We start from the raw sequence: 12,161 nt of genomic DNA, 5'->3' as shown, positions 1-12,161 counted from the left end.
CGATGCGCAAGATCTGACGTATTGTCACAGGAGGGGGCGGAGTCGTGAGCGGTGAGGACGCGTGCAGGGACGGTTACGAGGGCTACGAGGACTTCGACCGCCTCGCACTGGACCGCAGCGGTCAGGCGGACGCCTTCGACACCATCGGCGACCGCTATGACGAGGCCTTTCCGTACAAAGAGGGCCAGATCGCGGCCGGTCAGTGGCTGGCCGAATCGCTGCCGCCCGGCTCCCGGGTGCTCGACGTCGGCTGCGGTACGGGCCTGCCCACGGCCCGTCAGCTGGTGGACGCGGGGCACGAGGTGGTCGGCATCGACATCTCCGCGGGGATGCTCAAGCTGGCCCGGGACAATGTGCCGGAGGCCACCTTCCACCAGGTGGACATCGTCGACCTGCGGGTGGGCGGCCGGTACGGCCCGGGAGGCCCCCGGGAGCTCGGCCCCTTCGACGGCATCGCCGGCTACTTCACGCTGCTGCTGCTGCCCCGCCCGGAGATCCCGTACGCCCTGCGGACCCTGCACGCGGTGCTCAGACCCGAGGGGCTGCTGGGGCTGGGCATGGTGGAGGCGGACATCGACGACTTCCCCATCCCGTTCCTCGGCAACTCGGTCCGGGTATCCGGTTATCTGCGGGACGAGCTGCGCCAGGTCGTACGCGAAGCGGGCTTCGAGATCGCCGGGGAGGACTCACACGCGTACGCCCCGGCCAGCACGGACGTACCACCCGAGATCCAGCTCTATCTGAACTGCCGACGACGTGCCTGACACTCGGTGCGCCCACGACCTGCGGGCGCACGGCCCCGGACGGATGGAAACCCACGCGTGACGGAGCACCCCACCTCCCACAACAGGCGGCAGGCGGCCACCTCTGCCGCCGCCCCGGGCGCGCCCGCGCCCGACGACGCGCACGGCGCGGTCCCGGACCCGCGGACCGCCGTGCGGCAGACGGCTGCCCCCGGCCAGGAGCCCGGCGGCGGCCGCCCGCGTCCTGCCGAGCCCCGTCCGGTCGGCGCCGGCCCCGCGGGCCCGGCGGCCCATGACGGACCCCCGGGCCCCGAAGGGGAGCCCGTGCCGCGCGCCAGAGAGCGCGGCGGCGCCCCCGAGCGCGGCGACGGCGCCGACCGGACGGGCCGCGGGCGCCGTGGCCGCGGCAGGAGCGGCGCCACCGGCACCGACAGCGCCGCTGGGCGGGGAGGCGCCGCCGCGGCGCGCGGTGGCGGAGGCAGGGAGCGCCGGAATACGGCGGAGAGCGAGCACCCGGCGCAGCCGGAGCACGGCACACCGGAGGGCGAGCCTGTGTGGGACGCGGATCGCAATGCCGCAAGAGGCGCGTCGGGCCGGCCCGGAGGGCCGAGCGGCGGCACCGGCCCCGATGAGCAGCCCCCAGCCGCCCAGAGCGGCGGCCGGGGCCGGGGAGCGGCGCGCCGGGGCGCCGGCGCGGGCGAGCACCCGGAGCGGGCCGGCGAGACCACCCACGCGGCGGCCGCCGCGGCGGGCGAGGTGGCGTACAGCGCGCCGGAGGGCGGAGTGCCCACGGTGCCGTCCGCGGGCGGCACCGCCGCCGCCGAGGCCGCCACGCGGGACCGGGGCGGCGACCGGCTGCGGTTCGTGGGGGCCGCGACCCGGCGGATCGCCCGCGGCATCGACCTCGACGAGATCGTGCTGGGCCTGTGCCGGGCCACCGTGCCCACCTTCGCCGACGCGATCCTGGTGTATCTGCGCGATCCGCTGCCGGTCGGCGACGAGCGCCCGGTCGGCCCGGTGGTGCTGCGGCTGCGCCGCACCGACCGGATCCCGCTGGACCCGGACACCGACAGCGGCCGGCTGTCGCTGCTGCCCTCCCAGCCGGATCTGTCGCCCGCCGTGGGCGGCGGCCCGGCCGCCGAGCTGTGCGAGGTGGAGGCGGGCGGTCCGCTGGCCGAGGTGCTGCGCGGGGTGCGGCCGGTGTTCGGCGACTCGCAGGCCGCCCGCGCCGCGCTGCCGGAACTGCTCGGCGAGGGCCCCTCGGTGGCGACCGGTCAGCGCACCGTGCTGGCGCCGCTGCGCGGGCGCCGCCGGGTGATCGGCGCGGCCGTGTTCGTACGCCGCCCGGACCGGCCGCCGTTCGAACCGGACGATCTGCTGGTGGCCGCGCAGCTCGCCACCCACACCGCGCTCGGCGTCGACAAGGCGGTGCTGTACGGGCGCGAGGTGTACATCGCGGACGAGCTGCAGCGCACCATGCTGCCCGACTCACTGCCGCAGCCCACCGGCGTCCGGCTGGCCAGCCGCTATCTGCCCGCGGCCGAGACCGCGCGGGTCGGCGGCGACTGGTACGACGCGATCCCGCTGCCGGGCAACCGGGTGGCGCTGGTGGTCGGCGATGTGATGGGCCATTCGATGACCTCCGCCGCGATCATGGGCCAGCTCCGCACCACCGCGCAGACCCTGGCCGGGCTCGATCTGCCGCCGCAGGAGGTGCTGCACCACCTCGACGAGCAGGCCCAGCGGCTGGGCACCGACCGCATGGCCACCTGCCTGTACGCGGTCTACGACCCGGTCGCGCACCGCATCGTGGTCGCCAACGCGGGCCATCCACCGCCCATTCTGCTGCACCGGGGCGGCCGCGCCGAGGTGCTGCGGGTGCCGCCGGGGGCGCCGATCGGGGTCGGCGGGGTCGACTTCGAGGCGGTCGAGCTGGACGCCCCGGCCGGGGCCACCCTGATGCTCTACACCGACGGGCTGGTCGAATCGCGGATGCGCGATGTGTGGACCGGGATCGAGCAGCTGCGGGAGCGGCTGACCGCCACCGCCCGGCTCACCGGCCCCAACCCGCCGCCGCTGGAGCCGCTGTGCGACGAGGTGCTGGACATGCTCGGCCCCGGCGACCGCGACGACGACGTGGCGCTGCTCGCTGCCCGCTTCGAGGGCATCGCGCCCAGCGATGTCGCCTACTGGTTCCTGGACCCGAAGGCGCAGACCGCCGGGCAGGCGCGCCGGCTGGCCCGCCGGGCACTGGCCCGCTGGGACCTGGACGATCTGACGGACGCGGTGGAGCTGCTGGTCAGCGAGGTGGTGACCAACGCGGTGCGGTACGCCGAGCGGCCGATCACGCTGCGGCTGCTGCGCACGGACGTCCTGCGCTGCGAGGTCGGGGACGACGTCCCCCAGCTACCGCGGCTGCGCCAGGCCCGGCCGTCCGACGAGGGCGGCCGCGGGCTGTATCTGGTGAACCGGATGGCGCGGCGCTGGGGCGCGACCCGGCTGTCCACGGGCAAGGTCGTCTGGTTCGAGCTCGCGATGCCGTGAGGCGCACGGTCGTGAGGCGTACGGTCCCGGGCCGCCCGGTGCGGGGCCGTACGGTTCAGGACCTCGCGCTGAGGTAGGCCACGACCATGTCGCCGAGCATCCGGCGGTAGTGGGCGCGGCGCTCCGGGTCCAGGGGGTCGCGGCCGAAGAGGGTGCCGAAGGTGTACTGGTTGGCCACCGGGAAGACGGCGAACGAGCTGATCATCATGTGGACGTCGACGGCGTCGGTGTCGGTGTCGTCGCGGAAGACGCCCTGCTCACGGCCGCGGGCGAGGATCCCGGAGATCAGGTCGATCACCGGGGTACCGGCCTTGGCCAGCGTCTCGGACTTGACCAGGTGCTCGGCCCGGTGGATGTTCTCGATCGACACCAGCCGGATGAAGTCGGCGTGTGCGGTGTGGTGGTCGAAGGTCAGCTCGGCCAGGTGCCGGATGGCCTCGGCGGGGTCCAGACCGGTGACGTCCACGGCCTGTTCGGCCTCGCGGATGCCGGTGTAGGCGCGCTCCAGGACCTTGATGTAGAGCTGCTCCTTGCCACCGAAGTAGTAGTAGATCATCCGCTTGGTGGTGCGGGTGAGTGCGGCTATCTCGTCGACGCGGGCCCCGGCGTAGCCGCGCTCGGCGAATTCCCGGGTCGCGACGTCCAGGATCTCGGCCTGGGTGCGGACGGCGTCGCGGAGGCGGCTGTTCTTCGGCGGCTGATCGCTCATGCTGGGCCCACTCTACGTGCAGGGGGTTCACAAGAAGGCGTCCTGGGGTTTTACTGTCCCAGCTACTAACGAACCAGTTCGTACATTAGCCGGGAACGCAGGAGGTCACCCGTATGCGGGGCAGTGCACACCAGTCGCGGGAGTCACCGGAGGGGCGGCAGGGCCGGGAGTCCTGTCTGGTGGGGCTGATCGGATCCGGCGTGGGCCCCTCGCTCTCCCCCGCCCTGCACCAGCGCGAGGCCGACCGCCACGGGCTGCGGTATCTCTACCGCACGATCGACATCGATCCGCTGGGGCTCGGCCCGGACGGGGTCGGCGAGTTGGTGCGGGCCGCCGCCCGGCTGGGCTTCGACGGGCTGAACATCACCCATCCCTGCAAGCAGACGGTCATCGGGCATCTCGACGGGCTGTCGGAGGACGCCGCGCTGCTCGGCGCGGTCAACACGGTGGTCTTCGGCGAGGACGGCCGGGCGATCGGCCACAACACCGACGGGTCCGGGTTCGCCCGCTCCTTCGCCCGCGGTCTGCCCGACGCGCCCACCGGCGAGATCGTGCTGCTCGGCGCGGGCGGGGCGGGCGCCGCCGTCGCCCATGCGCTGCTGACCGTCGGCGCCGACCGGCTGACGCTGGCCGACACCGATCCGGCGCGGGCCGCCGGGCTCGCCGGGACGCTGGCGACACGGTTCGGCGCCACCCGGGTCCGTACCGTGTCCGACGGCGGGCTCCCGGCGGCCGTCGAGGTCGCCGACGGGCTGGTGCACGCCACCCCCACCGGGATGGCCGCCCACCCCGGGCTGCCGCTGCCCGCCGGGCTGCTGCGGCCCGGGCTGTGGGTCGCCGAGGTGGTCTACCGCCCGCTGGTCACCCCGCTGCTGACCGCCGCCCGCGCGGCCGGCTGCCGCACTCTGGACGGCGGCGGCATGGCCGTCTTCCAGGCCGCCGACGCCTTCCGGCTCTTCACCGGCCGCGAACCCGACGCCGAGCGGATGCTCGCCGACCTCACCGACCTGCTCGAGCTCCCCGCCGGAGGCTGATCATGCGCAAGTCCATCGCCACCGTGTGTCTCAGCGGCACCCTCGAGGAAAAGCTCACCGCCATCGCCGCCGCCGGTTTCGACGGGGTCGAGATCTTCGAGAACGACCTGCTGGCCAGCCCCCTGTCCCCCGAGCGGGTCCGGGACCGCGCCGCCGAACTGGGCCTGGCCATCGACCTCTTCCAGCCCTTCCGCGACTTCGAGGCCGTCCCCGAGGACCTGCTGGCCCGCAATCTGCGCCGGGCCGAGAAGAAGTTCGCGGTCATGGAGCGGCTCGGGGCCGATCTGATGCTGGTGTGCTCCAGCGTCTCCCCCGCCGCCCTCGACGACGACGCCCTCGCCGCCGAACAGCTCCGGCTGCTCGCCGAACGGGCCGCCGCCCACGGCATCCGCATCGCCTACGAGGCGCTGGCCTGGGGGCGGCATGTGAACACCTACGACCACGCCTGGCGGATCGTCCGGCAGGCCGGCCACCCCGCGCTCGGCACCTGCCTGGACAGCTTCCACATCCTCTCGCGCGGCTCGGACCCCAAGGGCATCGAGGAGATCCCCGGCGAGAAGATCTTCTTCCTCCAGCTCGCCGACGCCCCACTGATGGCCATGGACGTCCTCCAGTGGAGCCGCCACTACCGCTGCTTCCCCGGGCAGGGCGGCTTCGACGTGGCGGGGCTGCTGGAGCACGTCCTCGCGGCGGGCTACGACGGGCCACTGTCCCTGGAGGTCTTCAACGACGTCTTCCGGCAGGGCGATACGGCCCGCACCGCCGTGGACGCGCTGCGCTCGCTGATCGCTCTGGAGGAGGCCGCGGGCCGCACCGATCTGCCCGCCCCCGTCGTCCCCACCGGCTTCGCCTTCGCCGAACTGGCCTCGGGCGGAGCCGAGTTGTCCGTGCTGCTGACCGGGCTCGGCTTCGCCCGCACCGGCCGCCACCACTCCAAGCCCGTGGAGCTGTGGGAGCAGGGCGAAGCCCGGATCGTCCTCAACTCCGGCCTCGACGCCGCCACCGGGCACCCCGAACCCGCGCTCGCCGCCATCGGCCTGGAGACCCCCGATCCGGCCGCGTCCGCGGGCCGGGCGCGGGCCCTGCTCTCCCCCGTCCTGCCCCGCCACCGGGCCGTGGCGGACGCCCCACTGGACGCGGTCGCCGCACCCGACTCCACCGAGCTCTTCTTCTGCCGCACCGAACACCCCGACCACCCGAGCTGGACCGGCGACTTCACCCCGCGCGCCCACGCGGCCTCCCCCGCCGGTATCACCCATATCGACCATGTGGCGCTCACCCAGCCCCGGCACCACTTCGACGAGGCGTCGCTGTTCTACCGCGCCGTCCTGGGGCTGCGGCCGCATGAGTCCCTTGAGCTGGCCGATCCGTACGGGCTGCTGCGCAGCCGGGCCGTGTCCAACGCCGAGGGCTCGGTGCGCCTCGCGCTCAACCTGGCCCAGGTCCGGCCGGGTTCGGGCCCCTCCGGCTCCCTGTGGCAGCACATCGCGCTGCACAGCCGGGACATCCTCGCCACCGCGCGCCGACTGCGGGAACTCGGCGCACCCCTGTTGCCCATCCCCGACAACTACTACGACGACCTCGAAGCGCGCCATGAGCTCGACCCCGGGCTCCATCGCACCCTGCGCGAGCTCGGCCTGCTCTACGACCAGGACGACAGCGGCACGTTCCTGCATCTGTACACGGCCACCGTCGGCCGGGTCTTCTTCGAGATCGTCCAGCGGATCGACGGCTACCAGGGCTACGGCGCGGCCAACGCCCCGGTGCGCCTGGCCGCCCAGCACGCCCGTACCGGCTTGAGCACCTGAGCACCTGAGCACCTGAGCACCTGAGCACCTGAGCACCGCCAACCCCCTTTCCCCGTCCCCGTAACGACCTCGCCGTCCCCCGAGGAGCCGCCATGTCGTCAGCGTCGTCGACACCGTCACCATCCACCCGGCGCCCGTCCCACCCGGCCGACGCGCCACCCGATCTGCTCGATCTGCCCGATCCACCGCCGCTGCGCACGATGGTCGGCCCGGGGGTCGTCGCCGTCGGGATCGGCATGGCGGCGGGCGAGATCATCCTGTGGCCGTATCTGACCTCGATCGGCGGGCTCGGGCTGCTGTGGCTCGCGGTGGTGACCCTGGTCGTCCAGACCGTGATCAATCTGGAGATCGAGCGCTACACCCTGGCCACCGGACAGACCGTGGTCGCCGGTTTCTCCCGCTGGTCCAAGGCGTGGGGCATCCTGATCTGCCTGGCCGGCGCGTTCCAGTACGTCTGGCCGGGCTGGGCCACCTCCGGCTCGACGGTGCTCACGTATCTGACCGGCGGCGGCGATGTCACCTGGATCACCGTGGGCTCGCTGGTGGGCTTCGGAGTGGTGCTGACCGTCTCACCGGTGGTCTACCGCACGATCGAGAAGGTCGAGGTGGTCAAGGTCGTGCTGACGCTGTTCTTCCTCGCCGTCGTCGCGGTCGCCGTCATCGGCTGGCACACCTGGAGCACGGCGGGCGAGAAGACCGTCACCGGCGTCGGCCGGATCCCGGACGGCATCACCTTCACCATGATCCTCAGCGCGATCGGCGCCGCCGGGGCGGGCGGAGTGCACAATCTGGTGCTCAGCAACTGGATCCGGGACAAGGGCTACGGCATGGGCGCCCACGTCCCCAAGCTGGTCTCCCCCATCACCGGCCAGTCGGAGGCGTCGGGCGCCGACCGCTACGCCTTTCCGCAGGACGAGGCGAATCTGGCCCGCTGGCGGGTGTGGTGGCGCCGGGCCAACACCGAGCACATCGTGTCGTTCTTCGTGGTCTGCCTGGTCACGATCGGGCTGATGAGCATGCTCGCGTACGAAACCCTCTTCGGACGCGACGACGTGGAGAACAGCCCAACCTTCCTGCGGATCCAGGGCGATCTGCTGGGGCAGCAGGTGGGCGACTGGCTCAAGATCGTGTTCTTCGCGGTGGCCACGGTCTCGCTCTGGGCCGCCTCGATCGGTCTGCTCGACGTCATCGGACGGGTGGTCAGCGACTTCGCCAAGCGCAACTACCTGCGAGAGTCGGCCTTCTGGACCGAGGGCCGGCTGTATTTCGCGGTCGTATGGGCCGAGGTGGGCATCGGCTCGGCGATCCTGCTGTCCGGGGTGAACCAGCCGATCGTGCTGCTGACCATCTCCACCTGCACCGCCTCCGTCGTCACCCTCGTCTACTCGGCGCTGCTGATCCGGCTCAACCGCCGCGATCTGCCCGCCGCCGTACGGCTGCGGGGGTCGCGGCTGGGCATGATGCTGCTGGCCATCGGCTTCTACGGCTTCTTCGCCCTCGCGATGCTCAAGAGCCAGATCGAGGCGAACTTCTGACCCTCGGGGCCTTCCAGCCATGCGGTCCGGTGCGGGCGTGCCAAGGGGCACGCCCGCACCGGGCCGTCACTATTGGTCTCTGCGGAGGAAGCCGCCCTCGGTCGAGGACGAGCTCGACGGGTCGGGCGCGCTCGGGGAGGTGTCGCCGGACGGCGACCCCGACGGGCTGGACGACGGCGACTCGCTTGTGGACTCGCTGGCCGACGGGCTGGACGACGGCGACTCGCTGGTGGACTCGCTCGCCGACGGGCTGGACGACGGCGACTCCGAGGTGTCACTCGAACTCGGCGACGGGGGCGGCTTGACCGCAGCCCCCATGTCGGTGTCCAGGTCGAACTTCGAGGCCTTCTTACCGTTCAGCGCGGTCTGGGTGTACGCGGCCCAGATCCGGGCCGGGAAGTCACCGCCGTTGACGCGGCCACCGCCCGCGGTGCCCTTGAGCGAGACCTGCTTCTTCTTCCCCTCGCCAAACATGCCGACGGAGGTCACCAGGTCGGGGGTGTAGCCGGAGAACCAGGCCGACTTGTTGTCGTCCGAGGTGCCGGTCTTGCCCGCGACCGCCTGGCCCTGCTGCCGCACCGCCTGCCCGGTGCCGTCGTCGACCACTCCGGTGAGGACGGAGGTGACGGAGTCGGCGGCGCCGCGGCTGATCGACTGGCCGTTGACCGGATCGGGCAACTCGGGCCGCTCATCGCCCTTCTCGGCGGACTTCACGATCGCCGGTTTGACCGTCTTGCCGTGGTTGTCGAGGGTCGCGTAGACCCCGGCCATCTCCTTGGGGCTGGCGCCCATCACGCCCAGCGACATCGCGGGGCGCACATCGAAGCCGCCCGCGTCCTTGTTCATGCCGAGGTCGATGGCGGTGTTCTTCACCTTGTCCAGGCCCACGTCCACCGCCATCTGCGCGAAGACGGAGTTGACGGAGTTGTTCATCGCCTTCTGGACGGAGATGGGCCCGTACGACTTGTCGTCCTCGTTGGGCGGGGCGAAGCCGGTGAGCGAGCCCTTGACCGGCCGCTTGCTGGTGCCGTCGTAGATGGTGCTCGCGGTGACCGAGGTGCCGTCCTGCGTGGCGGAGCCGTTCTCCAGCGCCGAGGCCAGAATGAGCGGCTTGAAGGTGGAGGCGGGCTGATAGTCCTCGCGGGTGGCATTGTTGAAGAAGTGGTCGGTGTAGCCCGTACCGCCGTACATCGCCACGATGCCGCCGGTCTCCGGGTCCACCGACGTTGCGCCGACTTGGGCGTAGCCGTCAACCTTGCGCTTCTTCGGGTCCAGCTTGTCGGTCAGCTCGGTGCTGACCGCCTTCTCCAACGCCTTCTGCTTCTTCTTGTCGATGTTGAGCGTGATCGTCCAGCCACCGGCCTCGATCTCGTTCTCCGAGACCCCAGCCTTGATCAGCTCCTTCTGGGCGGCGTCGATGAGGTAGCCGGCCTGGCCGTCGCGTCCGGGGATGGGGCGGGGCTCGATGGGCACGTCGAACTTCATGCCCTCGCGCTCGCTCTTCGGCAGCCAGTCCTTCTCGACCATGTTGTCGAGGACGTAGTTCCAGCGGGCCTTCACCAGCTTCTTGCCCTTGGGCCCCGCCGCCGACCAGTCGTACTGGCTGGGCGCCTGGAGCACCGACGCGAGATAGGCGCCCTGCTCGACGCTGAGGTCCTCGACGTCCTTGTCGTAGTACGCGCGGGCGGCGGCCTGGATGCCGTAGGCGCCGCGGCCGTAGTAGCTGGTGTTGATGTAGCCCGCGAGGATGTAGTCCTTGGACTTCTGCTGGTCGACCTTGAGCGAGATCACCAGCTCCTTCAGCTTGCGGCTGACGGTCTGTTCCTGGCTCAGGTAGTAGTTCTTGACGTACTGCTGGGTGATGGTCGAACCACCCTGCTTGCCCCGGCCCAGCGCGGTGTTGATGAGACCGCGGGCGGTGCCGGTGAACGAGACGCCGGAGTCGCTGAAGAAGTCCTTGTTCTCGGCGGCGACAAAGGTGTGCTGCACCTTCTTGGGGATCTTGGACAGCGGTACGGACTCACGGTTGACGTCGCCCGTCTTCGCCATGATCGAGCCGTCGCTGTACTTGTAGATGTTCGCCTCCGCCTTGGCCGCGGCGTTGGCAGGCGGAACATCGACCCACAGATAGAGGACGAAGAACGCCCCGACGAGCAACGCGCAGAACCCCAGGACGTAGCCGAGCACCCATTTCCAGGTGAAGAAGCGGCGTATGCCCCCCGACTTCGCCGCCCGCTTGGCTCGGCGAGCGCCCTTCTGCCGCGCGCGTCGCTCTTCCGCTCTACCCATCGCTCCCGCCGCTCCAGTCCATAAGCCCCCCAGGTCAGCTCATGAAGCTAACACCGCAACAACCCTCAAATGCTCATCGATCTAGCTTTTTCCGAAGGTGACAAAAAGCACCCACTCCAAGGGAACTGACGGCTTACGGGCGCCAAGGGTTGCGAGGAGCGCGTAATATGCTATCACTTTGCTAGAACGCAAGAACGCACCCGCAGCACCGAACGGAAACGGGGATCCACCCATGTCCGACGCCACCTCCACCGAGGGCATCACCGACCAGGCCGACATACCGGCCCTTCCGGAGCCGCAGGTCCGGGAGCGGCCCGCGCACAACGTCAGCGGCGGGCTGGCCCTGCTCGGGGGCCTGGCCGGACTCGCGGGCGGCGTCGGCCTGATCTTCGCGGGAGCCGCCGTCGCCTCCGACCACAAGGGCGCCGGGTCCACTCTGCTGATCGTCTCCGGCATCGTGGTGATCGTCGCCGCGATCCTCACCATGTGCGGCCTCAACACCATCGCCCCCGGTGAGGCGCGAGTGGTCCAGCTCTTCGGCCGCTACCGCGGCACCATCCGCACCGACGGGCTGCGCTGGGTGAACCCGCTCACCAGCCGCGAGAAGATCTCCACCCGGGTGCGCAACCACGAGACCGCGATCCTCAAGGTCAACGACGCCTACGGCAACCCGATCGAGCTCGCCGCGGTCGTCGTCTGGCGGGTCGAGGACACCGCCCAGGCGATGTTCGAGGTGGACGACTTCCTGGAGTTCGTCTCCACCCAGACCGAGGCCGCGGTGCGGCACATCGCCATCGAGTACCCGTACGACGCCCATGACGAAGACGCCCTCTCGCTGCGCGGCAACGCCGAGGAGATCACCGAGAAGCTCGCCATCGAACTGCACGCCCGGGTCGAGGCGGCCGGAGTCCGCATCATCGAATCGCGCTTCACCCACCTCGCCTACGCCCCGGAGATCGCCTCCGCGATGCTCCAGCGCCAGCAGGCGGGCGCGGTGGTGGCCGCCCGCCGGCAGATCGTGGACGGCGCGGTCGGCATGGTCGAGGCGGCGCTGGCCCGGATCACCGAGGAGGAGATCGTGGCACTGGACGAGGAGCGCAAGGCCGCGATGGTCAGCAATCTGATGGTGGTGCTCTGCGGAGACCGCTCCCCGCAGCCCGTTCTGAACACGGGCACGCTGTACCAGTGACGGACGAGAGCGGACCGAAGGGTCGACAGCCGCGGCAGCGCAAGCAGATGCTGCTGCGGCTCGATCCGGCCATCCATGACGCCCTCGCGCGCTGGGCCAACGACGAGCTGCGCAGCGCCAACGCGCAGATCGAGTTCCTGCTGCGCAAGGCGCTCGCGGACGCGGGCCGGCTGCCCGGCGCGGTGCGCCCGATCCCGCGCCGGGGCCGCCCGCCGCGGCGGCCCGCCGAGGGCACCGAGGGCGGGGGCCCCTCCGAGGGCCCCGAGGGCCCCGGCCGAGCACCGAACCAGCCCTGACCCCGCCCGCACCT

Annotated in this window: 9 protein-coding genes; 7 read left to right on the top strand and 2 right to left on the bottom strand. The window is 71.5% G+C overall.

Going from position 1 to position 12,161, the window contains the following annotated elements:
* Positions 1-44: 44 nt before the first annotated feature.
* Positions 45-764, top strand: a complete 720-nt coding sequence (locus J5X86_RS46790) for a class I SAM-dependent methyltransferase (RefSeq protein ID WP_208522712.1) — start codon at positions 45-47, stop codon at positions 762-764.
* 57 nt (positions 765-821) lie between these two features.
* A complete protein-coding gene (locus J5X86_RS46785) occupies positions 822-3,287 on the top strand; it encodes a SpoIIE family protein phosphatase (RefSeq protein ID WP_208522711.1) in 2,466 nt (821 codons plus the stop codon).
* A gap of 55 nt (positions 3,288-3,342) precedes the next feature.
* Here J5X86_RS46785 and J5X86_RS46780 read toward each other — a convergent pair whose 3' ends face one another.
* The gene (locus J5X86_RS46780; RefSeq protein WP_119991309.1) at positions 3,343-3,996 is read right to left on the bottom strand and encodes a TetR/AcrR family transcriptional regulator; all 654 of its coding nucleotides are present in this window, start codon (positions 3,994-3,996) and stop codon (positions 3,343-3,345) included.
* Positions 3,997-4,109: 113 nt separating this feature from the next.
* Here J5X86_RS46780 and J5X86_RS46775 point away from each other — a divergent pair, with 113 nt between their 5' ends.
* The 3 genes from J5X86_RS46775 (at position 4,110) to J5X86_RS46765 (ending at position 8,373) form a co-directional block, all read left to right on the top strand.
* Positions 4,110-5,030, top strand: coding sequence for a shikimate dehydrogenase (locus J5X86_RS46775; protein WP_208522710.1), 921 nt, complete (start codon positions 4,110-4,112; stop codon positions 5,028-5,030).
* A gap of 2 nt (positions 5,031-5,032) precedes the next feature.
* Positions 5,033-6,838 carry a bifunctional sugar phosphate isomerase/epimerase/4-hydroxyphenylpyruvate dioxygenase family protein gene (locus tag J5X86_RS46770; RefSeq protein ID WP_208522709.1) on the top strand — a complete coding sequence of 602 codons (1,806 nt, stop codon included), beginning with the start codon at positions 5,033-5,035 and terminating at the stop codon, positions 6,836-6,838.
* A gap of 92 nt (positions 6,839-6,930) precedes the next feature.
* Positions 6,931-8,373 carry an Nramp family divalent metal transporter gene (locus J5X86_RS46765; RefSeq protein WP_208522708.1) on the top strand — a complete coding sequence of 481 codons (1,443 nt, stop codon included), beginning with the start codon at positions 6,931-6,933 and terminating at the stop codon, positions 8,371-8,373.
* 69 nt (positions 8,374-8,442) lie between these two features.
* On the opposite strand, the gene J5X86_RS46760 is transcribed toward J5X86_RS46765, so the two are convergent.
* A complete protein-coding gene (locus J5X86_RS46760) occupies positions 8,443-10,662 on the bottom strand; it encodes a transglycosylase domain-containing protein (protein WP_208522707.1) in 2,220 nt (739 codons plus the stop codon).
* 232 nt (positions 10,663-10,894) lie between these two features.
* Here J5X86_RS46760 and J5X86_RS46755 point away from each other — a divergent pair, with 232 nt between their 5' ends.
* Both J5X86_RS46755 and J5X86_RS46750 read left to right on the top strand, forming a co-directional pair.
* On the top strand, positions 10,895-11,851 hold the full coding sequence (locus tag J5X86_RS46755; protein ID WP_208522706.1) for an SPFH domain-containing protein: 957 nt from the start codon (positions 10,895-10,897) through the stop codon (positions 11,849-11,851).
* Positions 11,848-12,147, top strand: a complete 300-nt coding sequence (locus J5X86_RS46750) for a hypothetical protein (RefSeq protein ID WP_208522705.1) — start codon at positions 11,848-11,850, stop codon at positions 12,145-12,147. The genes J5X86_RS46755 and J5X86_RS46750 overlap by 4 nt, the downstream gene beginning before the upstream one ends.
* The last annotated feature ends 14 nt before the right edge of the window (positions 12,148-12,161 follow it).

The sequence above is a fragment of the Streptomyces sp. NEAU-YJ-81 genome, from assembly GCF_017592595.1.
Lineage (GTDB): Bacteria > Actinomycetota > Actinomycetes > Streptomycetales > Streptomycetaceae > Streptomyces > Streptomyces hygroscopicus_B.
The sequence above is the reverse complement of the archived record's forward strand: the minus strand, read 5'-3'. Positions and strand labels throughout refer to the sequence as shown.